Below are 23,588 nucleotides of genomic sequence, written 5' to 3' on the forward strand. Positions count from 1 at the left end.
GGACACCACTCATGAAGACCTCCGAGATCCGGAGCCGATTCGTCGACTTCTTCGCCGCGAACGACCACACCGTCGTGCCCAGCGCCTCACTGCTGTACAACGACCCCACGCTGCTGTTCGTCAACGCCGGCATGGTGCCTTTCAAGCCGTACTTCCTCGGCGACGAGCCCGCCCCGTTCAAGCGGGCGGTCTCCTCGCAGAAGTGCGTCCGCACGCTGGACATCGACGAGGTGGGCAAGACCACCCGCCACGGCACGTTCTTCCAGATGCTCGGCAACTTCGCATTCGGTGACTACTTCAAGGAGGGCGCCATCACCTACGCCTGGGACCTGGTCACCGGGTCCGAGGCGGACGGCGGCTGGGGCTTCGACGGGGACAAGGTGTGGGTCACCGCGCTCCACGGGGACCAGGAGACCATCGACCTGTGGCAGAAGGCCGGCATCCCGCGCGACCGGATCCAGGAGCGTGGGCTGAAGGACAACTACTGGCACATGGGGGTCCCCGGCCCCGGCGGGCCATGCTCTGAGATCTACATCGACCGCGGCCCGGCCTTCGGCGCCGACGGCGGCCCCGAGGCGGACGAGGACCGGTTCCTCGAGATCTGGAACCTGGTCTTCCAGCAGGAGGAGCTGTCCGCCGTCCGCGCCAAGGACGACTTCGACGTCCTGCGGCCCCTTCCCAGCCAGAACATCGACACCGGTTCCGGCCTGGAGCGTGTCGCCCTGCTCAAGCAGGGCGTGGCCAACATGTACGAGATCGACGAGGTGTTCCCCGTCATCGCGAAGGCCTCCGAGCTGTCCGGCCGGCGCTACGGCGCAGATCCGGTGGACGACGTGCGGTTCCGCGTGGTCGCGGACCACGTGCGCTCGTCGCTGATGCTCATGACCGACGGCGTCACGCCCGGCAACGAGGCCCGCGGCTACGTGCTGCGCCGCCTGCTGCGGCGCGTCATCCGCTCGATGCGCCTCCTGGGCGTGGGGGACCCCGTGCTCGGCGAGCTCCTCCCCGTGTCCAGGGACCTCATGCGCGTGTCCTACCCCGAGATCGACGACAACTGGGCGCGCGTGTCACAGGCGGCCGGCGCGGAGGAGGAGTCCTTCCGCCGCACCCTGCAGGCCGGCACCGTGATGTTCGACATGGCCGTCGGCGAGGCGAAGAGCCACGAGGCGCCGACGCTGGCCGGGGCGCAGGCCTTCCAGCTGCACGACACCTACGGGTTCCCGATCGACCTGACCATGGAGATGGCGGCCGAGCAGGGCCTCACCGTGGACCGGGCCAAGTTCGACGAGCTCATGAAGGAGCAGAAGGAGCGCGCCCGGGCCGACGCGAAGGCCAAGAAGGGCGCCGCCGCGTCCATGGAGGCCTACCGCGAGCTCCGCGACAGCGGGGAGGTGCCCTTCCTCGGCTACACGGATCTCGACGTGTCCACCCGGATCCGCGGCATCATCGCCGGCGGCGTCACGGCGGATCGTGCGCTCGACGGCAGCACCGTGGAGATCGTGCTCGAGGAGACGCCCTTCTACGCCGAGGCCGGAGGCCAGGACTCGGACCGGGGCATCATCGTCGGCGAGGGCTTCACCCTCGAAGTGCTGGACGTGCAGAAGCCGGTCCCTGGGCTCACCGTGCACCGGGTGGAGGTCTTCGGCGAGCTTGCCCTGGGCGCGTCGGCAGACGCCCGCGTGGACGCGGCGGCCCGCCACGGCGCCAGCCAGGCCCACACCGCCACCCACATCGTCCACGCGGCGCTGCGCGAGCTCGTCGGTCCCACGGCCACCCAGGCCGGGTCCTACAACAAGCCGGGCTACATGCGCTTCGACTTCGCGTCGCCCCAGGCGCTGTCCGGGCAGCTGAAGGCCGAGGTGGAGGCCCGCGCCAACCAGGCCATTGCGGACAACTTCGAGGTGACGGCGCAGCAGATGCCGCTGGAGCGGGCCAAGGCGCTCGGCGCGATGGCGATGTTCGGCGAGAAGTACCCGCCGGTGGTGCGGATGGTGGAGTTGGCCGGCCCCTGGTCGCGCGAGCTGTGCGGCGGCACCCACGTCGCCACCACCGCGCAGATCGGGATGCTCAACCTGCTCACCGAGGCGTCCATCGGCTCCGGGGTGCGCCGCGTGGAGGCGCTCGTGGCGCACGACGCGTTCGCCAGGTTCGCGGCGGAGCGGGCGCTGGTCTCGGAGCTGACCGACACCCTGCGGGTGCAGCCGGACCAGCTCGTGGGCCGCGTCGAGCGGCTCGTGGCCCAGCTCAAGGAGGCCGAGAAGCAGATCGCGGCGCTCAACGCGGAACGGCTCCTGGCCTCCGCTGCGGCCATGGCCGCGAAGGCGGAGGACGTCGCCGGTGTGAACTTCCTGGGCCTCGAGGTGCCCGGTGTGGCCGGCGCGGACCTGCGCACGCTCGCGCTTGACCTGCGGGAGCGGCTCGGCTCTGCCGCGGCGGTGGTCGCGCTCGTCGGCGGGGGCGAGAAGCCCAGCGCCATCGTCGCCACCAACGACGCCGCACGTGGCCTCGGGCTCCGCGCGGGGCAGCTCATCGGGCTCGCCTGCGCCGAGCTGGGCGGCAAGGGCGGAGGCAAGGACGACCTCGCGCAGGGCGGCGGCACGGACCCGTCAGGCGCGCCTTCGGCCCTCGCCGCGGTCCGTCGGGCGCTGGAGACGCGTGCCTGACGGCGCCAGGATCGGCATCGACTGGGGAAAGGCCCGGATCGGGGTCGCGGCCAGCAACCCGCGCACCAGCTTCGCCTTCCCCGTCGAGACCGTGCACGCGGGTCGCGACGAGCTGACCCGCCTCGCCGCGCTGATCGACGAGTACGCACCTGAGCTGATCTACGTGGGGCTGCCGCTCACGCTCGCCGGCGAACGGGCGCAGGCCGCCGCGTTCGTCCTGGAGCGGGCCGCCGCGCTCGCGGCGGCGGTGGCGCCCGTCCCCGTGCGCCTGGTCGACGAGCGGATGAGTACCGCGTCGGCATCACGTAGTCTGGGCAGCGCGGGCCGCCGGGCCAGGCAGCAGCGCAGTGTGATCGATCAGGCCGCGGCCGTCGAGATCCTGCAGCGCGCCATCGACGCGGAGAGCCGCGACGGATCACCGGCCGGGGAACCCGCACCGAAGGAGGAACCGTGAGCCCTGGGCTGATCGACAACGACAGCAAGCTCGACTGGCGCAAGGTGGGCTACTACGGGCGCAGCGCGTTCGCGGTGCTGCTCTCGCTGGCCGTCCTGGTGGGGGGCGGCTGGTTCGTCTACTCCAAGGTCAACGAGGCCTACATCGCCTGGCGCACCGAGGACGACTATCTCGGCGAGGGCACCGATCCGGTCCAGGTGGTCATCCCCAGCGGGGCGACCATCACCCAGATCGGGGACCTGCTCGTCGAGGCGGAGGTGGTGAAGTCCACCCGCACCTTCCGGCAGGTGGCCCAGCGCAGCGGCGAGTCGGACAAGCTTCAGGCCGGTCGGTTCAACCTGAAGAAGCAGCTCCCGGCCGAGACCGCGTTCGCCATGCTGCTCGATCCGAGCAACCAGGAGCGACTCCTGGTCACCTTCCCGGAGGGCACGACGGCGGCCGAGCAGGCCGCGATCATCACCGCCAAGCTGGAGATCCCCGCCGCCGACGTGGCGGCCGGTGCCGCCGACACCAGCATCTTCGCGCTGCCCGCGTATGCGGGAGGGAAGCTGGAGGGCTTCCTCTTCCCCTCGACCTATGCCGTCGCGGAGCCGCCCAAGGCGTCGAGCATCTTCGCCACCCAGATCAAGCAGTTCGGCGTCGTCGCCGAGGAGATCTCGTTGGAGGGGCGTGCGGCGGAGATGTCGGTGGCCCCCCTCGACGTGGTGACCATCGCCTCGATCATCGCCAGCGAGGTCAGCAACCCCGACGACCAGCCGAAGGTCGCGGCGGTGATCTACAACCGCCTCGAGCAGGACATGCTGCTGCAGATGGACTCCACGGTCCACTTCGCGGTCGGGAAGTCCGGCGGGGTGACCACCACGGCCGAGGACCGCCTGGTGGATTCCCCGTACAACACCTATCTCTACAAGGGCGTCCCGCCGGGCCCGATCAGCAACCCCGGCAAGACGGCGTTGGAGGCGGCGCTGTCGCCCGCCGACATCGCGGCGCTGTACTTCGTCACCGTCGACCTCGACTCGGGCGAGACCCGGTTCGCCGACACGCTGGAGGAGCACAACGCCAACGTGGCGCTCTTCCAGGCCTGGTGCCAGGCCAACACCGGCCGATGCTGAGGCGCTCGGGCGTCGTCGGGGACCCGGCCGGGCATTCGCTGTCCCCGGCCATCCACCGCGCCGGCTACGCAGCCAACGGTCTCGACTGGGCCTACGAGGCCTACACCGTCGCCCCGGCGGAGCTGGAGGGCTTCGTCGCGGAGCGTATCGACGACCCGGCGTGGGCCGGGCTGAGCGTCACCGCCCCCCACAAGGAGGCCGTGCTGGCCTTCGGAGAGGCCGACGAGCCCACCCGCCTCCTCGGCGCCGGCAACACCCTCGTGTTCGGCGCAGACGGCGCGCGCGTCTTCAACACCGACGTCCCGGGCTTCGTGCGTGCATGGCGGGCGCACGGCCTCGCCGCGCCTCGGACCGCGGCGATCCTCGGCAACGGCGCAACCGCACGCTCCATACTCCTGGCCCTCGCCGGCCTGGGGGTGACTGATGTGACGGTTCTCGCCCGCCGGCCCGAGCGTGCCGCCGCGATCATGGACCTCGCCAAGGTCCTCGGGGTGCGCGCGGAGGTGCGGGGCCTCGCGGACGGCGTCGACGAGGTGGATCTGGTGGCCAACACCATCCCCGCCGCCGCCACCGCCCCGCACGCCGCGGCTCTCGCGGGCGCCGCCCGGGTGGTGTTCGACGCCGTCTACGACCCGTGGCCCACCCCGCTGGGGGATGCCGCCGCTGCCGCCGGCCGCGCGGCCCTCAACGGCCTGGACCTCCTCGCCGGCCAGGCCGTCGACCAGTTCTTCCTCCTGACCGGTGCGGGCGTCACGTTCGACGCGTGCCGGTCGGCAGCTGAGCAGGAACTGAGGCGCCGCGCGGGTCTCTGACACAATGGCGCCCATGCTTCGTTACCTGACCGCCGGGGAGTCCCACGGCCAAGCGCTCATCGCGACCATGGAGGGCATCCCCGCCCACGTGCGGGTGGGCGTCGAGGAGATCTCGGCCAACCTCGCCCGCCGTCGGCTGGGGGCGGGCCGCGGCGCGCGGATGAAGTTCGAGGCGGACGAGGTCACCCTCCTGGGCGGCTTCCGGCACGGGGAGACCCTCGGCTCGCCCATCGCCATCATGGTGGGCAACACCGAGTGGCCGAAGTGGCAGCAGGTGATGGCCCCGGGAGAGGTCGACGAGGACGTGCTGGCGGCGCTCGCCCGCAACGCGCCCCTCACCCGTCCCCGCCCGGGCCACGCGGACCTGGCCGGCATGCAGAAGTACAGCTTCGACGAGGCGCGCCCCATCCTCGAGCGCGCCTCCGCCCGAGAGACGGCGGCCAGGGTGGCCTTGGGCACCGTCGCCCAGGCGTTCCTCAGCCAGGCGCTGGGCATCGAGGTGCTCAGCCACGTCGTCGAGCTCGGGCCCGTGCGCGCCACGCGCGGGGATCTGCCCACGCGCGCCGATCTCGACGCCATCGACGCAGACCCCGTGCGCTGCTTCGACCCTGAGGCATCGGCCGCCATGCAGGCGGAGGTGGAGTCCTGCCACCGCGAGGGCGACACGCTGGGCGGGGTCGTCGAGGTGGTCGCCTGGGGCCTTCCCCCGGGCCTTGGCTCGCACAGTCAGGGGGACCGGCGGCTCGACGCACGGCTGGCCGGCGCGCTCATGGGCATCCAGGCGATCAAGGGGGTCGAGCTCGGCGACGGGTTCGACCTGGCCCGGCGCCGCGGGTCCGCCGCGCACGACGAGATCCTGCCCGGCGACGGCGGCATCCACCGCGCAACCCATCACTCGGGAGGCACCGAGGGCGGCATGTCCACCGGTGAGGTGCTGCGCGTCCGCGCCGCGATGAAGCCGATCGCCACCGTGCCCCGCGCCCTGCGCACCATCGACACCGCCACCGGCGAGGCGGCGGCCGCCCACCACCAGCGCTCCGACGTGTGCGCGGTGCCCGCGGCCGGTGTCGTCGCCGAGGCCATGGTCGCGCTCGTCCTCGCGGAGGTGGTGCTCGAGAAGTTCGGGGGAGACTCGGTGGCCGAGACCAGCCGCAACGCATCGGCCTACCTGGCCGACGTGGAGGCCCGCGGACTCAGGATCGGCCGATGACCATCGTCCTCATGGGGGCCCCCGGCGCCGGCAAGTCCTCCGTCGGGCGGCGCCTGGCGAAGAAGCTCGGGCGCACCTTCGTCGACGTGGATCAGCGGATCGAGGAGGTGGTGGGCAAGCCGGTCGCCGAGATCTTCGCCGACGAGGGCGAGGCCCACTTCCGCGCCCTTGAGCAGGACGCCACCCTGGAGCTGCTCAACACCTACGACGTGGTGGCACTCGGCGGCGGCGCGGTGATGAACCCCGTCATCCGCGAGGCCCTCGCCGGGCACGAGGTGATCTGGCTGAAGGTCTCCATCGGGCAGGCGACGCGGCGCGTGGGCATGAACACCGTCCGGCCCTTGCTGCTCGGCAACGTCCGCGGGCGGCTCATCGAGCTGCTGCGCGAGCGCACTCCCGTCTACGAGGCACTGGCGACGCAGACGGTGGAGACCGACGGCCGCGGATGCGCCGACGTCGCCGACACCCTCGCCGCCGAGAGGATGGCCGGATGAGCGTCCGCGTCGAGTCCGCCCTGGGCCCCTACGACGTCCACATCGAGCGGGGCGCCGTCGACCGGCTCGCGGACCTGGTGCGCGACGCCAGCCGGGTCGCCGTGATCCACGGGCCGGCCGTCGCGGCCACCGCGCGCGGCCTCGCCGAGAGCCTGGGGGTCCCCGTCACCCTGATCGAGGTCCCGGACGCCGAGCGGGCCAAGACCCCCGAGGTGCTCGCCCACTGCTGGGACGCCATGGCGGCGGCCGGGCTCACCCGCAACGATCTCGTCGTGGGCATCGGCGGCGGCACCACGACGGACCTGGCCGGCTTCGTGGCGGCCACCTGGCTGCGCGGGGTGGGCTACGTCAGCGTCCCCACCACGGTGCTGGCGATGGTCGACGCCGCCGTGGGGGGCAAGACCGGGATCAACCTGGCCGCGGGCAAGAACCTGGTGGGCTCCTTCTACGAACCGCGCGCCGTGCTGTGCGACCTGGCGCTCCTCGACACCCTGCCGCCGCGTGACGTCCGGGCCGGGCTGGCCGAGGTGGTCAAGTGCGGATTCATCGCCGACGCGCAGATCCTGCGCCTCGTCGAGGAGGATCTGGACGACAGCGCCGACACCACAGGGGCGCGCTTCGCGGAGCTGGTGGAGCGGGCGGTCGCCGTCAAGGCGGCGGTGGTCGCCGTCGACTTCCGCGAGGCCACCTCCACCGGGTCCCGCGTGGGGCGCGAGGCACTCAACTACGGGCACACCATGGGGCACGCCATCGAGGCGCACGCCGGGTACACCTGGCGCCACGGCGACGCGATCAGCGTGGGCATGGCCTGGATCGCCCGGGTCTCCCGCGACGCGCTCGGGCTGCCCGCCTCCTCCGTCGCGCTGCACGACGAGCTGCTCGGCGGTCTGGGCCTGCCGCTCCGCTACCGGCCGGATGCCTTCCCCGAGCTGCGGACCTTGATGAGCCTCGACAAGAAGGCCAGAGGGTCACGGCTGCGCCTGGTCGGTCTCTCGGCCCTGGGCAGTCCGCAGATCATCGAGGGCCCCTCGGACGAGCTGCTCGCGGCCGCCTACCGCGAGCTCGGCTGATCGGCCTGGGCTGACCGCCATGGCCGACGTCCTCGCCGCGCTGCTCGCGGCCCTCACGCTCGACAAGGCCGCCATGTCGGCGGTGGGCACCTGGGACGCGGTCGGAGTCGCCGCGCTCGCCTCGCTGTCGACGTTGCTCGGGCACGGCGCGGTGCTCGCGCTCAACCGGATCAGCGGCCTGCGCCTCCTGTCCACGCTGCTGCTCAACGCCGTGGTGCTGTCCTTTCTCAGGATCCTGCAGGCCGCGATCACCTGGACGGTCGCCGGCATCGTGCTGGGGCGTCCCGTCGCCCTGCTTGAGTTGGTGACCATCGCGCTCCTGTCGCTGGCACCCCAGGTGTTCGGCGTGGTCACGGCCATGCCGCACGCCGGGCTGTTCGTCGGCCGGATGCTGGAGGCGTGGCAGTACCTGGTGCTGGTCGTCGGAGTCAGCGCCGCGTTCGGCGTCACGCCCGCCACCGCGCTCGGCATCACGCTCGCCGGGTGGGTGGTCATGCAGATGGTCTCCAGGCTCCTGCGCGTCCCGGCCACCTGGCTGGGCTCGAAGCTCTGGACGCTGGCCACCGGGCGGCCGACCATGGTGACCGCACGCGACATCCTGGCCGGCACGCCGCTGATGCCGGTCGAGGCGCAGGCGGTGAGGAGGCCGTGATCACATGGGCGCTGGGCATCCTGCTCATCACGGTGGTGGTCCTGGCCGTGCTGTCCCCGCTGGAGTCGGCCCGATGGTGGGCGGACCGCGGCGAGGTGGAGATCAGGCGCACGTTCGACGAACTGCCCACCCGCGAGGTGGCGGACGCCGACGACGCGGAGACCTACCTGGTCTACCTCTCGGGCGTGGGTGACGTGGGCGGCAACCGGCTGCTCGACAGGGAGACCGCCTGGCTGGAGACCCTCAGGGAGGCCCTCCCGCGCACCCGGGTGATCTCCGACGTGTTCCCCTACGCCGTCGACAACCGCGGCCTGCTGCAGCGCGCGACGGAGCGGCTCTGGGCCTGGCTCGACCAGGGCCGCCGCAACCGGCGGCTGAAGGGCCTCCACATGCTCATCAACGCGCGCAACGTGCTGCACGTGCTCGTCTCGGCGGATCCGCGCTACGGCCCGGCCCACAACATCGGCCTGGCGCAGGAGATCTGGCGCTCGCTCCAGCGGCACGGATACCGGCCGGGCAGCGGACGCCGGGTCATCCTCGTGGGGTACTCCGGCGGGGGCCAGATGTCGATGGGGGCCGCCTGGTTCCTCTCGGCCGCAGGCGTGCCGATCTCGGTGATCTCCATCGGCGGGGTCTTCGGCGACGACCCCGGCCTGGACCGGGTCGATCACCTCTGGCACCTCACCGGCACCGCGGACCGGGTGCACCTGATCGGCCCCGTCGCGTTTCCGGGCCGGTGGCCCACCGCCCCGCTGTCGTCGTGGGGGAGGGCCGTGCGCGAGGGTCGCGTGACCCGGCTCACGATCGGCCCCATGAACCACGACGGGGCGCAGGCGTACTTCGGGCGCAGGGCCGTGGCCGAGGACGGCCGGACATACGCCGAGGTCACACGTGACGCCGTCGCCGGGATCGTGGAGGGCATCGCCCGCGGGTAGGTGATCCCCGGCCGCGTCGGGTAGACTGCCGCGTTGGCCGGACAGCGCCGCTGAGACACCGCGAACGAGGAGACCCTGCATGGCGTCAACCAATGATCTGAAGAACGGAATGGTGCTCGACCTCGACGGTCAGCTCTGGCAGGTGTTGTGGTTCCAGCACCACAAGCCGGGCAAGGGCAACACCGTGGTCCGCTCGAAGCTCAAGCACGTGCTCACCGGCAAGATCATCGACCGCACGTTCAACTCCGACACCAAGGTCGACACCGCCACCGTCGACCGGCGCGAGATGCAGTACCTCTACCTCGACGGCGACGACTACGTCTTCATGGACAACACGTCCTTCGAGCAGTTCCACGTCTCGGCCGAGACCGTCGGGGACGCCAAGGACTACATGCTGGAGAACCAGACCGCCATCGTCGCCACGCACGAGGGCAACCCGCTGTTCATCGAGCTCCCCGCCGCGGTCGAGCTCGAGGTGACCTACACCGAGCCCGGCCTCCAGGGGGACCGCTCCACCGGCGGCACCAAGCCCGCCACGCTGGAGACGGGCAAGCAGATCCAGGTGCCGCTGTTCATCACCACCGGTGAGCGCATCAAGGTCGACACCCGCGACGGCTCCTACCAGGGCCGCGTCTCCTCGTAGATGGAACAGAAGCCCCACTACTCGACCCAGACGAAGGCCCGCAAGGCCGCCCTGGACATCCTCTACCAGGCGGAGCTGCGCGGGGACTCGCTGGCTGAGACGTTCGCCGAGCAGCGCTCGCTGGCCGGCGGCGTGGTGCGTGAGCTCACCACCCGCATCGTCCTGGGCGTGGCCGAGCACCAGTTGGAGATCGACCAACGGATCGCGGAGTCGACGTCCAGCACGTGGCCACTGGAGCGGATGCCCGCCGTGGACCGTAACCTGGCCCGGATCGCCGTCTACGAACTCGACTACTCCGACGTTCCGCCGCCAGCCGTCATCTCGGAGGCCGTCCGCCTTGCGGGCGACCTCTCCACGGACGATTCCCCGACCTTCCTCAACGGACTGCTGTCCAAGGCCCTCGCGGCCAAGCCGACCACGAACTGACTATCAAGCGAGGTGCGCATGAGTTCCCTTCCTGCGATTCTGGTATTGGAGGATGGGCGCGTGTTTCGTGGCCGATCCCTTGGCGCTGCGGGTGAGACCTTCGGCGAGCTGGTCTTCTCCACCGGCATGTCCGGGTATCAGGAGACCCTGACTGACCCGAGTTACCGCGGACAGGTGGTGCTCGCCACCGCCCCCCACATCGGCAACACCGGGTGGAACGACGAGGACGACGAGTCGGGCCGCATCTGGGTGGCCGGCTACATCGTCCGCGACCCGTCCCCGCGCCCGTCGAACTGGCGGTCCCGGCGCAGCCTCGACGCCGAGCTCGACGCCCAGGGCGTCGTCGGCATCAGCGACATCGACACCAGGGCGCTCACCCGTCACATCCGCGACCGCGGCGCCATGCGGGTGGGCATCTCGACGACCACCCTCAACCCCGACGAGCTGCTCGCGAAGGTGCTCACCCAGCCGCACATGGCCGGCCAGGACCTCACCGCGGACGTCACCACGGCGGAGACCTACATGGTCCCGGCCGTGGGGGAGAAGCGGTTCACGGTGGTCGCGGTGGACCTCGGCATCAAGTCGATGACCCCCGTGCAGCTGGCCGCCCGCGGCCTCGAGGTGCACGTCGTGCCCGCCCACGCCACCTACGAGCAGATCAGCGCGCTCAAGCCGGACGGGGTCTTCTTCTCCAACGGCCCCGGGGACCCGGCCACGGCCGACGGCCCCGTCTCGGTCCTGCGCCGGGTCCTGGCCGACGGCACCCCCTACTTCGGCATCTGCTTCGGCAATCAGCTGTTCGGACGCGCGCTGGGCCTGGGCACCTACAAGCTGAAGTTCGGCCACCGCGGCATCAACCAGCCGGTCATCGACCGCACCACCGGCAAGGTGGAGGTCACGGCGCACAACCACGGCTTCGCCGTAGACGCGCCCCTCGACGGCTCCGTCGAGACACCCTTCGGGTCGGTGACGGTGAGCCACGTGTGCCTCAACGACGACGTCGTGGAGGGCTTGGAGCTGCGCCGGGACGGCCGCCTCACCGGGTTCTCCGTCCAGTACCACCCGGAGGCCGCCGCCGGCCCGCACGACGCCAACTACCTGTTCGACCGCTTCGTCGACGTCATGAACGCAAAGGACGCCTGATGCCCCGTCGCACCGACATCTCCTCCATCCTCGTCATCGGCTCCGGCCCCATCATCATCGGCCAGGCCTGCGAGTTCGACTACTCGGGCACGCAGGCCTGCCGGGTGCTGCGCGAGGAGGGCTTCCGGGTCATCCTGGTCAACTCCAACCCCGCCACGATCATGACGGACCCGGACTTCGCCGACGCCACCTACGTGGAGCCGATCACGCCCGAGTTCGTCGAGCGGGTTATCGCCAAGGAGCGCCCGGACGCAGTGCTGGCCACCCTCGGCGGCCAGACGGCGCTCAACACCGCCATCGCCCTGCACGACAACGGCGTGCTGGAGCGCTACGGTGTCGAGCTCATCGGCGCCTCCGTCGAGGCCATCCAGCGCGGCGAGGACCGTGAGCAGTTCAAGGACATCGTGGTGTCGATGACCGACATCCCGGGCGGCGCGCCGGAGGTTGCCAGGTCACAGATCTGCCACACCCTCGACGAGGTGCTCGCTGCGGCGGAGGCGCTCGGCTACCCCGTGGTCGTGCGCCCCAGCTTCACGATGGGCGGCGTCGGGTCCGGGTTCGCCCACGATGAGTCCGAGCTGCGCCAGATCGCCGGCGCCGGGCTCTCCGCCTCGCCGGTCACCGAGGTGCTCATCGAGGAGTCCATCCTCGGCTGGAAGGAGTACGAGCTGGAGGTGATGCGCGACAAGGCCGACAACGTCGTGATCATCTGCTCCATCGAGAACTTCGACCCCATGGGCGTGCACACCGGGGACTCGATCACCGTGGCGCCGGCCATGACGCTCACGGACCGCGAGTACCAGCGGATGCGCGACGTGAGCATCGGCATCATCCGGGCCGTCGGCGTCGACACCGGCGGCTGCAACATCCAGTTCGCCGTCAACCCCGACGACGGCAGGCTGATCGTCATCGAGATGAACCCCCGCGTCTCGCGCTCCTCCGCGCTCGCGTCGAAGGCCACGGGCTTCCCGATCGCGAAGATCGCGGCCAAGGTGGCGGTGGGCTACACCCTCGACGAGATCCCCAACGACATCACGCAGGAGACCCCGGCCAGCTTCGAACCCAGCCTTGACTACGTCATCGTCAAGGTTCCGCGGTTCGCGTTCGAGAAGTTCCCGGCGGCGGACCCCATCCTCACCACCCACATGAAGTCCGTGGGGGAGGCGATGGGCATCGGCCGCAACTTCACCGAGGCGCTCGGGAAGGCGCTGCGCTCGCTGGAGGATCCTCGGGCACCGTTCGACTTCGCGGCCCCGCTCCAGGACGTCGACGATCTCCTCGCGCGCGCCTCCAAGCCGCACGACGGCCGCATCCAGCTCGTCATGCAGGCGATGCGCGCCGGGGCGACGGTGGAGCAGGCGTTCCGGGCCACGAAGATCGACCCGTGGTTCCTCGACCAGATGGCGCTCCTCCTCGAGGTTGCCCGCGAGGTGGAGGACGCACCCGAGCTGACCCCCGAGCTGCTGCGCCACGCGAAGCGGCACGGGCTCTCCGACGCCCAGATCGCCTCCCTGCGCAGCCTCAGCACCGACGTGGTGCGGGGCGTGCGCTGGGCGCTCGGCATCCGGCCCGTGTACAAGTCGGTGGACACCTGCGCCGCCGAGTTCGCCGCCGCGACCCCGTACATGTACTCGTCCTACGACGAGGAGTCCGAGGTGCCGCCGCGCACCAAGGAGGCCGTCCTCATCCTCGGCTCCGGCCCGAACCGGATCGGCCAGGGCATCGAGTTCGACTACTCGTGCGTCCACGCCACCATGGCGCTGCGCGAGGCCGGGTACGAGACCGTCATGGTCAACTGCAACCCGGAGACCGTCTCCACGGACTACGACACCTCTGACCGGCTCTACTTCGAGCCGCTCACCGCCGAGGACGTGCTCGAGATCTACCACGCCGAACTCAAGGCCGGCCCGGTGGCCGGGGTGATCTGCCAGCTGGGCGGGCAGACTCCGCTGAAGCTGGCCCAGACGCTCAAGGACGCCGGCGTGCCCATCGTGGGCACCTCCCCGGAGGCCATCAACCTGGCCGAGGAGCGGGGCGCGTTCGGGCGGGTGCTGGCCCGCGCCGGGCTGCCCGCGCCCAAGCACGGCATGGCCACCACCGCCGACGAGGCCAAGGCCATCGCCGGCGAGATCGGCTACCCGGTGCTGGTGCGCCCCAGCTACGTGCTGGGCGGCCGCGGCATGCAGATCGTCTACTCCGACGACGCGCTGGAGACCTACATCGCCAAGGCCACCGAGGTGAGCGAGGACCAGCCCGTGCTGGTGGACCGCTTCCTCGACGATGCCGTCGAGATCGACGTCGACGCGCTCTACGACGGCACGGACCTGTACGTCGGCGGGATCATGGAACACATCGAGGAGGCCGGCATCCACTCCGGCGACTCGGCGTGCGCCCTTCCGCCGATCACGCTGGGCGACGCGCTGATCGACCAGATCCGCCAGTACACGCGCGCCATCGCCGACGGTGTGGGGGTCCGGGGCCTGCTGAACATCCAGTTCGCGCTGCACGCCGACACGCTTTACGTTCTGGAGGCCAACCCCCGGGCGTCGCGCACGGTTCCGTTCGTGTCCAAGGCCACCAACACGGCGCTGGCCAAGGCCGCGGCGCTCATCATGCTCGGCCGCAGCATCGCGGACCTCCGGGCCGACGGCATGCTCAGGGCCGACGGCGACGGCTCGACGCCCGTGCCCGGGGCGCCGATCGCAGTGAAGGAGGCGGTGATGCCGTTCAACCGGTTCCGCACCGCCACCGGCGCCTTCGTCGACACGCTGCTGGGCCCCGAGATGCGCTCCACGGGCGAGGTGATGGGCCTGTCGGACAACTTCGGCACGGCCTACGCCAAGTCGCAGGACGCGGGCGGCGGCCCGCTGCCCACGTCCGGCAAGCTCTTCGTCTCCATCGCGGACCGCGACAAGCGCCACGCCATCTGGCCCATCAAGCGCCTGGTGGACCTCGGGTTCCAGGTGCTGGCGACCAAGGGCACTGCGTCGGTGCTGCGCCGCAACGGGGTGGCCGCGGAGGAGGTCCTCAAGCTCTCCGAGATGACGGACGACGAGACGCAGCCGAGCATCGTGGACCTCATCATCTCGGGCGGCATCGACCTGATCTTCAACACACCCGAGGGCTCCTCGTCCGGCGCCAGCACGCGCGAGGACGGCTACCTCATCCGGACTGCGGCCGTGCTGGCCGACGTCCCGGTCGTCACGACGGTGCCCGGCCTGGCGGCCGCCACGCAGGGGATCGAGGCGCTGCAGCGCGGCGAGGTGGAGGTGCGCTCGCTGCAGGAGTGGGCCGCGCTGTGACCTCTCCGGTCACCCGGGCCCTGCGCGTCGGCTACCACGGGCTGCGGGCCGGCCTGTTCCGCTACGCGGGCGGAGACCCCGAGCGCGTGCACGAGGACATGATCCGGGCGCTGTCGCACGTCCCCGCCGGCGGGCGCCCGCCGGTCGTCGACCCGGTCACGGTGGGCGGGGTGCGGTTCCCGAACCGCGTGGGTGTCGCGGCGGGCCTCGACAAGGACGGCATCGCCGCCCAGGCCTGGCCCCGGCTCGGGTTCGGGTTCGCGGAGTTGGGCACCGTCACCGCCGTCGCCCAACCGGGCAACCCGAAGCCGCGCGTGTTCCGCGCCGTCGCCTCCCGCGGGATCGTCAACCGGATGGGCTTCAACAACCACGGCGCCGAGGCCATGGCCGCGACGCTGCGCGCGAAGGGCGTGGCCCGCGGCAACGGCGCGCTGGGGATCCCGCTGGGCATCTCCATCGGCAAGACGAAGGCGGTGGAGCTCGACCGCGCGGTGGAGGACTACCTGACCTCGCTGCGCCTGCTCGCGCCCCTGGCGGACTACGTCGCGGTCAACGTGTCCAGCCCCAACACCCCCGGGCTGCGCAGCCTCCAGGCGGCCACCGAGCTCGCGGCCCTGCTGCGGGCCCTCACGGACGAGGCGGCCGATCTCGATCCCGGGCGCCCCGTGCCGGTGTGGGTCAAGCTGGCGCCCGATCTGCGTGGCCAGGACCTCGCCGAGACCATCGGGGTGCTCAACGCCTCGGGTGTCGCGGGCGTCATTGCCACCAACACCACCTTGGCCCGCACCGGCCTCGCCCCGGCCGACGCGCACCTGGCACGGGAGGCGGGCGGCCTCAGCGGCGCCCCCCTGACGGCCGCCGCGCTGGCGTTCGTCGAGAACCTCGCCCGCTCCACCGACCTGCCCGTCATGGGCGTGGGCGGCATCATGAGCCCCCGCGACGGAGCCCGGATGTTCGACGCGGGCGCCACACTGGTGCAGCTGTACACGGGCTTCATCTACGAGGGTGTGGCGCTGGTGCGCGGCCTCCACGACCTGCGAAGGAGCATGCGATGACCTACGCCACACGGTTGGCAGCAGCGACGGCGGAGCGCGGCCGCCTGTGCGTGGGGATCGACCCCATGCCCAGCGTCCTGGACGCGTGGGGGCTGCCCCACGACCTGTCGGGGCTGGAGCGCTGCGCGCGCGGCATCGTCGAGGCGCTGGGGGAGTCGGTGGCGGTGTTCAAGCCCCAGTCGGCCTTCTTCGAGGCCTTCGGGTCGCGCGGCGTGGCAGTGCTCGAGAGCGTGCTGACCGATATCCGTGCCGCGGGGGCCCTGAGCATCCTGGACGTCAAGCGCGGCGACATCGGCTCCTCGATGGCCGGATACGCCGCAGCCTTCCTCGGCGACGCCGCCCCCACACGGGCAGACGCCATCACGCTCAGCCCCTACCTCGGCGTGGGGGCCCTTCAGCCGGCCATCGACGCCGCAGTGGCCGGCGGGCACGGCCTCTACGTGCTGGCGCGCACGTCCAACGCGGAGGGCGAGCCGATCCAACTGGCGCGCAGCGGCGACGACACCGTCGCGCAGCACGTGGTGGACACGGTCGCGGCGCTCAACCCCGCGGCGGATCACGCCGTCGGGCTCGTGGTGGGCGGCACGCACGCCGAACTCGGCTGCCGGCTCGACGCCTTCAACGCCTCCATCCTGGTCCCCGGGATCGGGGCGCAGGGCGGCACCATCGAGGGGCTGCGCGCCACGTTCGGCGCGGCGCTGCGCCACGTGCTGCCCACGGCGAGCCGCGAGGTGATCGGCGCGGGCCGGGCGGCCCTGTCAGGCAGGCTCGAGGCCCTCCTGGCGTCGACCGCATCCCTGGGCTGATTCGTCGGCCATTTCGATCCGCGCCGGGGGCTGGCGCGGTACATTTCACGCAGGGCCCCACTTGGGGTTGTCTAGGACATATTTCGCGAAGGGGACTTCCGATGGCGATTCCTCAATTGAGCAGTGCTCAGCTCGAAGCCGCCCGCGAGGCGGCCACCCAGGCACGGCGCGCGAGGGCCGAGCTCAAGGAGCAGGTGAAGAGCGGCGCGGTCTCGTTCACCGACGCGCTGAACAAGGCCGTCGGCGACGACACGCTGTCACGCATCAAGGTGGTCGACCTCCTGCGCGCCATGCCGCGCGTCGGCATCACCCGGGCCTCGGAGATCATGGAGAACCTGCAGATCGCCCCCAACCGCCGCATCCGTGGCCTCGGCCGGCACCAGGTGGACCGCCTCAACGAGTTGTTCAAGTAGCGCCCTGGTCCCCTAAGCTCGGCCGGGTGAGCGCCTCTGTGGATGTCTGGGTGATCTCCGGCCCGAGCGCGGTCGGCAAGGGAACCGTGTGCGCCCGGCTGCGCGAGCTCCACCCCGAGCTCTTCTACTCGGTGTCGCTGACCACCCGCCCCCCGCGCGTCGGCGAGGTCGACGGCGTCAGCTACCACTTCGTCGACGTCGACGAGTTCCGGCGGCTGATCGAGCAGGGGGAGTTGCTGGAGTGGGCCGTCGTGCACGGCACCCACTACTACGGCACCCCGCGCACCCCGGTCATCGAGGCGGTCGCGGCAGGCCGCCCCGTCGTGCTGGAGATCGACCTCCAAGGCGCCCGTCAGGTCAAGCGGAACCTTCCCTCCGCCCGGGTCGTCTTCCTGTCACCGCCCACCTGGGACGAGCTGGTGTCCCGGCTGCGCGGCCGGGGGACGGAGGACGAGGCGGCCCAGGAACGTCGCCTGAGCACCGCCAGGCTCGAGCTCGAGGCGCAGGCCGAGGCCGATTTCGTCGTGGAGAATCGCCGGATCGAGGAAACGGTCGATGCTTTGGTAAGCTTGATGGGCCTGTGATCAGGCCGGACTCTCGAGAAGGATCATCTTGAACACTCAGCCAGAAGGCATCACGTACCCGCCGATCGACTCCCTGCTGGAGAACATCGACTCCAAGTACCGCCTGGTGCTGTTCGCGGCCAAGCGTGCGCGGCAGATCAACGCCTACTACTCGCAGCTCGGGGAAGGCCTTCTGGAGAACGTCGGCCCCATGGTGGCGGCAGCTCCCGAGGAGAAGCCCCTGTCCATCGCGCTGCGCGAGATGAACGAGGGCATGCTGCAGTTCACGCAGATCGACCCCGAGCAGGAGGCCGCCGAGCGCACCGCTGAGGCGGACCCCGCCTTCGCGTTCGTGGACCCGTTCGCCGAGGCGCCGCAGGACCCCACCCAGGCCTCCTGACCAGGCCTCACGACTAAGAGGGGGCGGCTTGTTGCCGCCGATGTCAACCCCACGATGCGGCTTGTCGCCGCGCTAGGAGTGCTCGCATGAGCCGTCTGTTCACCTCCGAATCAGTCACCGAGGGCCACCCCGACAAGATCGCGGACTCCATCTCGGACGCCGTCCTCGACGCGCTGCTCGAGCAGGATCGCGGCGCGAGGGTCGCCGTCGAGACACTGGTCACCACTGGCCTCGTGGTCATGGCCGGCGAGGTCTCGACCACCGGGTACGTCGACGTCGCCGGGCTCGCCCGGCAGCGGATCCTCGACATCGGCTACGACTCGTCGCGCAAGGGGTTCGACGGTGCCTCCTGCGGCGTCACCGTCGCCATCGGGGCCCAGTCCCCCGACATCGCGCAGGGTGTCGACGACGCCTACGAGCACCGCACCGGCGGCGAGGACGACGCGCTGAGCCATCAGGGCGCGGGGGACCAGGGCCTGATGTTCGGGTTCGCCTGCACCGAGACGCCCACCCTCATGCCGCTGCCCATCGATCTGGCCCACCGCCTCGCCGAGCGGCTCACCGAGGTCCGCAAGACCGGTGCCCTGGACTACCTGCGCCCGGACGGCAAGACGCAGGTCACCGTCGAATACGGCGACGACGGCAGGCCCGTGGGCATCGACACCGTGGTGGTGTCGTCGCAGCACAGCGCGGATGTCGGCCTGGACCGCATCCAGCCGGAGATCCAGAGCGAGGTGATCGAGCCGGTGCTCGAGCGCTACGGATTCCACGCCCCGCGGCGCGTGCTGGTCAACCCCACCGGCAAGTTCGTCATCGGCGGCCCCATGGGTGACGCCGGGCTCACCGGCCGCAAGATCATCGTCGACACCTACGGGGGCATGGCCCGCCACGGCGGAGGGGCCTTCTCCGGCAAGGACCCGTCCAAGGTGGACCGCTCGGCGGCCTACGCGATGCGCTGGGTGGCCAAGAACGTGGTGGCGGCCGGACTCGCGGACAAGTGCGAGGTTCAGGTGGCCTACGCCATCGGCACCGCGCACCCCGTCGGCTTCTACCTGGACACCTTCGGCACGGCCGCGGTCCCGGAGGACCGGATCCGCGACGCGGTCCTGGCCACCTTCGATCTGCGCCCCGGCGCCATCGTGCGGGACCTCGATCTCCTCCGCCCCATCTACAGCGACTTCACGGTCTACGGCCACTTCGGCCGTGAGCTCCCCAACGCCACCTGGGAGCGCACGGACCGGGCCGAGGCGTTGGCCGCCGCCGTCAAGGGCTGAGCCCCGTGTCCCCGCGGGTGGCGCGGGTCGCCGTGGACGTACCGCTGGCCCATCTGGACCGGCTGTTCGACTACGAGGTGCCCGAGTCGCTGGCGGAGGCGGCGGTGCCCGGGGCCCGCGTCAAGGTCCCGTTCGCGGGGACCATGCGCGACGGGTGGCTGATCGAGCTGGCCGCGGAGTCGGAGGTGGCCTCGCTGGCCCGCCTGGCCAAGGTGGTGTCGTCGGAGCCGATCGTGACGCCGGCCGTCTACGCCATGATCCGGGCGGTCGCGGACCACTACGCCGGCACGTGGCCCGACGTCGCCAGGCTTGCCATCCCGCCGCGCCACGCGGCCACGGAGAAGGCGCCCCAACGGGAGTGGCCGGTGCCCCGACAGCTGGAGACGGCCGCCGTGCTGCCCGCCTACCCGGACGGGCAGGCCCTGCTCGACGCCCTGGCCGAGGGGCACTCGCCCCGGGTCCTGTGGCAGGCCGCGGCCGTCTTCGGCGGGCCAGGTGACCTGGTCGGGGGAGCCATCGAGGCGGTCGACGCCACGCTGCGGTCGGGCCGCTCCGCCGTCGTCGTGGTCCCCACGATGCGCGAGCTCGCCGTGACGGCCGCGCGCTTCAGGGCCGCGTTCGGCCACGGCGCCGTCGGCACGCTCGCCGCGGAGACAGGCCGGTCCGCCCGTTACCGGGCCTACCTGGCCGCCTCCAGGGGCGAGGCGCGGGTCATCGTCGGCACGCGCAGCGCCGTCTACGCGCCGCTGCGTGATCTCGGGCTCGTGGTCGTGGTCGACGACGGCCATGACGCCCACGCGGAGCTCCGGGCGCCCCACCCGCACACGAGGGCCGTGGCGGTCATCCGCGCGGCGCGGCAGGGGGCTGCCCTGATCCTCGCCGGCCACGGCCGCTCCACCGACGCCCAGGCCCTGGTGGAGCGTGGCTGGCTGCGGGACCTGTCGCTGACACCGACCCAGGCCAGGCTGGTCTCCACCCCGGTGCGCGCCGTGGGGGAGGCGGACCGCGAGCGTGACCCGTCGGCCGCCCAGCTGCGGATCCCATCGGTGGCCTTCAGGTTCCTGCGCGATCACCTGGCCCAGGGGCCCGTGCTCGTCCAGGTCCCGATGAGCGGGTTCTCGGGCGCACTCAGCTGCGCGCGCTGCCTCAACCGCGCCGTCTGCCCCAAGTGCGGGGGGCCGATGCGGGAGCGGCGCCGCGGGGTGCCGGAGTGCTCGGTGTGCGGGCACACGCCCGTGCGCTGGTCCTGCCCCCACTGCCACACCGGCGCTCTCCGCACGCCGCTGCCGGGCGCGGCGCGGACGGCCGAGGAGCTGGCCAAGGCCTTTCCCGGCGTGTTGGCCCTCAACAGCTCGGCCGACCGGATCCGCGACGAGGCCCCGGATGAGCCCGCCATCGTGGTGTCCACGCCCGGCGCGGAACCAGTGGCGCCCACCGGGTACGCCGGCGTCCTGATCCTCGACGCGGAGGTCTCGCTGAACCGCGCGGACCTCCGGGCCGCGGAGGAGTCCGTCAGGCGCTGGGCAACGGCGGCCGCGCTCGCGCGGGGTCCCCGCGAGGGCGGATCGGTGCTCATCGTCGGGCCCTCGCCGCACCCGGCCGTCCAGGCGATGGTCCGCGCCGACCTGGCGGGCTTTCTGTCCCGCGAGCTCGCGGACCGCGCCGAGGCCGGGCTGAGCCCGGCGGTCAAGCTCGCCCGCATCGTCGGCGAACCGGACGGCGTGCGCGACTTCCTCGACAATGACGGGTGGGAGGGCGTCGAGATCCTCGGCCCCACCGAGGTGGGGCCGGACAGGTGGGCCGCGCTGCTGCGGGTGCCGGTCGAACGGGCCAAGGACCTCACCTCCCGCGTCAAGAGCGCCGCGGCCATCCGCTCGGCCCGCAAGGAGCGCGGTTCGCTCAGCATTCACGTCGACCCCGAGACATTGGAGGACAGATGAGGCTCGTGTTCGCGGGGACCCCGCAGGTGGCGGTCCCCTCGCTGGAGGCGCTGGTGGCATCGGACCATGAGGTGGTGGCCGTGGTGACCCGGCCTGATGCGCCCTCCGGCCGTGGGCGGAGGCTGACGCCGTCGCCGGTGGCCTCCCGGGCGGCCGAGCTCGGGATCGAGGTGCTCAAGCCCGCCCATCCCCGGGATCCCGGCTTCCAGGACCGGCTGCGGGAGATCGCCCCGGACGCGTGTGCGGTGGTGGCGTACGGGGCGCTGCTGCCCCAGTCGGCCCTCGACATCCCCGCCCACGGCTGGATCAACCTGCACTTCTCCCTGCTTCCGCGCTGGCGCGGCGCGGCGCCGGTGCAGCGGGCCATCATGGCGGGCGACCGGGAGATCGGCACCGCCTGCTTCCAGATCGTCAAGGCCCTCGACGCCGGGGACGTCTATCTCATGGAGTCCATCCCCATGCCGGACGCGACGGCGGGGGAGGTGCTGGAGCTGCTCGCCGGGTCGGGCGCCAAGCAGCTCGTGACCGCCATGGACCTGGTCCAGGCGGGGCTGGCGCCCACGCCGCAGCTCTCCGACGGGGTCACGGTCGCCCCCAAGATCACCGTCGCCGAGGCGCGCATCGACTGGTCCAGGCCGGCCCACGAGCTGCGCCGACTCATCCTCGGGTGCTCGCCGGACCCGGGAGCCTGGTGCGAGCTCGGCGGGGAGCGCTTCAAGATCTACCGCGCGGCCCTCGCGACCGATCCCCCCGCGCTGCGCCAGGGCGAGATCGCGGCCACCCGGCGGCAGGTGTTCGTGGGCACCGGAACGGTGGCGCTGGAGCTGCTCGAGGTCCAGGCCCCCGGGAAGCGGCGCATGCCGGCCGCGGACTGGGCGCGGGGCGGCGTGGCCGGGACGGTGCTCGCGTGACCCCCCGTCGGCTCGCCTTCGACGTGCTGCGCCAGGTGACGGGCGAGGACGCCTACGCCAACCTCGCCCTGGCCAAGCGCCTCGCCACCGCGGGACTCAACTCGCGCGACGCCGGGCTTGTGACCGAGCTCGTCGCGGGCACGTGCCGCCTCATGGGCACCTACGACCGGATCATCGAGGCGGCCGCCGGGCGGCAGCTGTCGTCGCTCCAACCGGCGGTGGTGGACATCCTGCGCCTGGGGGCGCATCAACTCCTCACGATGGGCGTCAAGCGGCACGCGGCGGTGGGCGCCACGGTGGACCTCGCCCGCGACACCGTCGGCCAGCGCGTCACCGGCGTGGTCAACGCCATCCTGCGGAAGGTCGCGGCGCGGACCATGGACGAATGGACCGACCTGCTGGCCGCAGGCGAGGACGAGATCGGCGCGCTCGCGGTCAGGGGGCACCACCCCCGCTGGATCGTCGAGGCCTACGCCGACCTCCTCCCCGCCGACGAGCTCGCCGGCGCGCTCGCCGCCAACAACGTCAACCCGCGGCCCACCCTGGTGGTGCGTCCCGGGCTCGCGACCCGCGACGAGCTGATCGACGCCGCGCCGACGGCATTCTCCCCGTTCGGGGCGGTGGCCTCCGGTGCCCCGGCGGACCAGCCTGCGGTCCGCGAGGGGCGGGCGGGTGTCCAGGACGAGGGCTCGCAGCTGGTGGCGTGGGCGCTCGCCCGCACCGACGCCCCCGACGGACCCTGGCTGGACATGTGTGCCGGCCCCGGCGGCAAGGCGGCGCTCCTGGCGGGCCTCGCCCGCGAGGCCGGCGCCTGGCTGCTGGCCGGCGAATCGCAGGAGCATCGGGCCCGGCTGGTCCGGCAGTCGCTCTCCGCCTACCCGGACGGTCACACGACCATCGCCGCGGACGGGACCGCCCCGGCCTGGGGGAGGTCCTTCGCCCGCGTGATGGTGGACGTCCCGTGCACGGGGCTGGGGGCGCTGCGGCGTCGCCCGGAGTCGCGGTGGCGCCGCGGCCCGGCGGACGTGACGGCGCTGGGACAGCTCCAGCGCTCACTCCTGCGGCACGCGCTGGACTCCGTCGTGCCCGGCGGTGTGGTGGCCTACGTCACGTGCTCGCCGCACCGCGCCGAGACCGTCGAGGTGGTCGACGACGTGCTGGCCGAACGCCCCGCGGTGCGACGGCTGCATGCGGCCGACGCGCTGCCGGACGTGCCGGACTGCGCGCTCGGCGACGACGTGCAACTGTGGCCGCACCGCCACGGGACCGACGCCATGTACCTGGCCCTCCTGCGCTGCTGAGCGGGCGAT

22 protein-coding genes are annotated in these 23,588 nt (G+C 72.0%); all 22 read left to right on the forward strand.

The window, feature by feature from the left end; all coding sequences use genetic code 11:
• Window positions 1-11 precede the first annotated feature (11 nt).
• The 22 genes from alaS to ACX1D3_RS11165 all read left to right on the forward strand — a co-directional run bounded on the left by alaS (window position 12) and on the right by ACX1D3_RS11165 (window position 23,579).
• Complete coding sequence (gene alaS / locus ACX1D3_RS11060) at window positions 12-2,663, forward strand: alanine--tRNA ligase (RefSeq protein WP_458993933.1); 2,652 nt, start codon at window positions 12-14, stop codon at window positions 2,661-2,663.
• Window positions 2,656-3,117 (forward strand): Holliday junction resolvase RuvX, encoded by a 462-nt coding sequence (gene ruvX / locus ACX1D3_RS11065; RefSeq protein ID WP_458993934.1) that lies wholly within the window; start codon window positions 2,656-2,658, stop codon window positions 3,115-3,117. The genes alaS and ruvX overlap by 8 nt, the downstream gene beginning before the upstream one ends.
• Complete coding sequence (mltG, locus tag ACX1D3_RS11070) at window positions 3,114-4,229, forward strand: endolytic transglycosylase MltG (RefSeq protein ID WP_458993935.1); 1,116 nt, start codon at window positions 3,114-3,116, stop codon at window positions 4,227-4,229. Before ruvX ends, mltG begins: the two co-directional genes overlap by 4 nt.
• A complete protein-coding gene (locus ACX1D3_RS11075; protein WP_458993936.1) occupies window positions 4,223-5,041 on the forward strand; it encodes a shikimate dehydrogenase family protein in 819 nt (272 codons plus the stop codon). The genes mltG and ACX1D3_RS11075 overlap by 7 nt, the downstream gene beginning before the upstream one ends.
• A 13-nt stretch (window positions 5,042-5,054) precedes the next feature.
• Window positions 5,055-6,251 (forward strand): chorismate synthase, encoded by a 1,197-nt coding sequence (gene aroC, locus ACX1D3_RS11080; protein ID WP_458993937.1) that lies wholly within the window; start codon window positions 5,055-5,057, stop codon window positions 6,249-6,251.
• On the forward strand, window positions 6,248-6,745 hold the full coding sequence (locus ACX1D3_RS11085; protein ID WP_458993938.1) for a shikimate kinase: 498 nt from the start codon (window positions 6,248-6,250) through the stop codon (window positions 6,743-6,745). Before aroC ends, ACX1D3_RS11085 begins: the two co-directional genes overlap by 4 nt.
• On the forward strand, window positions 6,742-7,815 hold the full coding sequence (aroB, locus tag ACX1D3_RS11090) for a 3-dehydroquinate synthase (protein ID WP_458993939.1): 1,074 nt from the start codon (window positions 6,742-6,744) through the stop codon (window positions 7,813-7,815). The genes ACX1D3_RS11085 and aroB overlap by 4 nt, the downstream gene beginning before the upstream one ends.
• Before the next feature lie 19 nt (window positions 7,816-7,834).
• Window positions 7,835-8,467, forward strand: coding sequence for a hypothetical protein (locus ACX1D3_RS11095; protein ID WP_458993940.1), 633 nt, complete (start codon window positions 7,835-7,837; stop codon window positions 8,465-8,467).
• A complete protein-coding gene (locus tag ACX1D3_RS11100; RefSeq protein WP_458993941.1) occupies window positions 8,464-9,402 on the forward strand; it encodes a hypothetical protein in 939 nt (312 codons plus the stop codon). Before ACX1D3_RS11095 ends, ACX1D3_RS11100 begins: the two co-directional genes overlap by 4 nt.
• Window positions 9,403-9,481: 79 nt before the next feature.
• Window positions 9,482-10,045 (forward strand): elongation factor P, encoded by a 564-nt coding sequence (gene efp / locus ACX1D3_RS11105; RefSeq protein ID WP_458993942.1) that lies wholly within the window; start codon window positions 9,482-9,484, stop codon window positions 10,043-10,045.
• Complete coding sequence (gene nusB / locus ACX1D3_RS11110; protein WP_458993943.1) at window positions 10,046-10,471, forward strand: transcription antitermination factor NusB; 426 nt, start codon at window positions 10,046-10,048, stop codon at window positions 10,469-10,471.
• Between the two features lie 18 nt (window positions 10,472-10,489).
• Entirely contained in the window at window positions 10,490-11,614 is a 1,125-nt protein-coding gene (carA, locus tag ACX1D3_RS11115; protein WP_458993944.1) for a glutamine-hydrolyzing carbamoyl-phosphate synthase small subunit, read from the forward strand.
• Window positions 11,614-14,916 carry a carbamoyl-phosphate synthase large subunit gene (gene carB, locus ACX1D3_RS11120; RefSeq protein WP_458993945.1) on the forward strand — a complete coding sequence of 1,101 codons (3,303 nt, stop codon included), beginning with the start codon at window positions 11,614-11,616 and terminating at the stop codon, window positions 14,914-14,916. Before carA ends, carB begins: the two co-directional genes overlap by 1 nt.
• On the forward strand, window positions 14,913-15,971 hold the full coding sequence (locus ACX1D3_RS11125; protein ID WP_458993946.1) for a quinone-dependent dihydroorotate dehydrogenase: 1,059 nt from the start codon (window positions 14,913-14,915) through the stop codon (window positions 15,969-15,971). The genes carB and ACX1D3_RS11125 overlap by 4 nt, the downstream gene beginning before the upstream one ends.
• Window positions 15,968-16,777, forward strand: a complete 810-nt coding sequence (pyrF, locus tag ACX1D3_RS11130) for an orotidine-5'-phosphate decarboxylase (protein ID WP_458993947.1) — start codon at window positions 15,968-15,970, stop codon at window positions 16,775-16,777. The genes ACX1D3_RS11125 and pyrF overlap by 4 nt, the downstream gene beginning before the upstream one ends.
• 101 nt (window positions 16,778-16,878) lie before the next feature.
• Complete coding sequence (gene mihF / locus ACX1D3_RS11135; protein WP_458993948.1) at window positions 16,879-17,190, forward strand: integration host factor, actinobacterial type; 312 nt, start codon at window positions 16,879-16,881, stop codon at window positions 17,188-17,190.
• Window positions 17,191-17,216: 26 nt separating this feature from the next.
• Entirely contained in the window at window positions 17,217-17,774 is a 558-nt protein-coding gene (gene gmk, locus ACX1D3_RS11140) for a guanylate kinase (protein WP_458993949.1), read from the forward strand.
• A gap of 25 nt (window positions 17,775-17,799) precedes the next feature.
• Window positions 17,800-18,153 (forward strand): DNA-directed RNA polymerase subunit omega, encoded by a 354-nt coding sequence (gene rpoZ / locus ACX1D3_RS11145; protein WP_458996534.1) that lies wholly within the window; start codon window positions 17,800-17,802, stop codon window positions 18,151-18,153.
• A gap of 86 nt (window positions 18,154-18,239) precedes the next feature.
• The gene (metK, locus tag ACX1D3_RS11150) at window positions 18,240-19,427 is read left to right on the forward strand and encodes a methionine adenosyltransferase (RefSeq protein WP_458993950.1); all 1,188 of its coding nucleotides are present in this window, start codon (window positions 18,240-18,242) and stop codon (window positions 19,425-19,427) included.
• Window positions 19,428-19,432: 5 nt separating this feature from the next.
• On the forward strand, window positions 19,433-21,367 hold the full coding sequence (locus tag ACX1D3_RS11155) for a primosomal protein N' family DNA-binding protein (protein ID WP_458993951.1): 1,935 nt from the start codon (window positions 19,433-19,435) through the stop codon (window positions 21,365-21,367).
• Entirely contained in the window at window positions 21,364-22,278 is a 915-nt protein-coding gene (gene fmt / locus ACX1D3_RS11160; RefSeq protein ID WP_458993952.1) for a methionyl-tRNA formyltransferase, read from the forward strand. Before ACX1D3_RS11155 ends, fmt begins: the two co-directional genes overlap by 4 nt.
• Window positions 22,275-23,579, forward strand: coding sequence for an RsmB/NOP family class I SAM-dependent RNA methyltransferase (locus ACX1D3_RS11165; protein WP_458993953.1), 1,305 nt, complete (start codon window positions 22,275-22,277; stop codon window positions 23,577-23,579). Before fmt ends, ACX1D3_RS11165 begins: the two co-directional genes overlap by 4 nt.
• The last annotated feature ends 9 nt before the right edge of the window (window positions 23,580-23,588 follow it).

This window comes from Tessaracoccus yangjingae, assembly GCF_054483935.1.

Excerpts from the sequence above, each read along its gene's own strand:
- pyrF (WP_458993947.1), top strand. The coding sequence starts at position 15,968 with ATGACCTACGCCACACGGTTGGCAGCAGCGACGGCGGAGCGCGGCCGC.
- metK (WP_458993950.1), top strand. The coding sequence starts at position 18,240 with ATGAGCCGTCTGTTCACCTCCGAATCAGTCACCGAGGGCCACCCCGAC.
- aroC (WP_458993937.1), top strand. The coding sequence starts at position 5,055 with ATGCTTCGTTACCTGACCGCCGGGGAGTCCCACGGCCAAGCGCTCATC.
- fmt (WP_458993952.1), top strand. The coding sequence starts at position 21,364 with ATGAGGCTCGTGTTCGCGGGGACCCCGCAGGTGGCGGTCCCCTCGCTG.
- ACX1D3_RS11085 (WP_458993938.1), top strand. The coding sequence starts at position 6,248 with ATGACCATCGTCCTCATGGGGGCCCCCGGCGCCGGCAAGTCCTCCGTC.
- nusB (WP_458993943.1), top strand. The coding sequence starts at position 10,046 with ATGGAACAGAAGCCCCACTACTCGACCCAGACGAAGGCCCGCAAGGCC.
- carB (WP_458993945.1), top strand. The coding sequence starts at position 11,614 with ATGCCCCGTCGCACCGACATCTCCTCCATCCTCGTCATCGGCTCCGGC.
- mihF (WP_458993948.1), top strand. The coding sequence starts at position 16,879 with ATGGCGATTCCTCAATTGAGCAGTGCTCAGCTCGAAGCCGCCCGCGAG.
- efp (WP_458993942.1), top strand. The coding sequence starts at position 9,482 with ATGGCGTCAACCAATGATCTGAAGAACGGAATGGTGCTCGACCTCGAC.
- ACX1D3_RS11075 (WP_458993936.1), top strand. The coding sequence starts at position 4,223 with ATGCTGAGGCGCTCGGGCGTCGTCGGGGACCCGGCCGGGCATTCGCTG.
- carA (WP_458993944.1), top strand. The coding sequence starts at position 10,490 with ATGAGTTCCCTTCCTGCGATTCTGGTATTGGAGGATGGGCGCGTGTTT.
- alaS (WP_458993933.1), top strand. The coding sequence starts at position 12 with ATGAAGACCTCCGAGATCCGGAGCCGATTCGTCGACTTCTTCGCCGCG.
- aroB (WP_458993939.1), top strand. The coding sequence starts at position 6,742 with ATGAGCGTCCGCGTCGAGTCCGCCCTGGGCCCCTACGACGTCCACATC.
- ACX1D3_RS11095 (WP_458993940.1), top strand. The coding sequence starts at position 7,835 with ATGGCCGACGTCCTCGCCGCGCTGCTCGCGGCCCTCACGCTCGACAAG.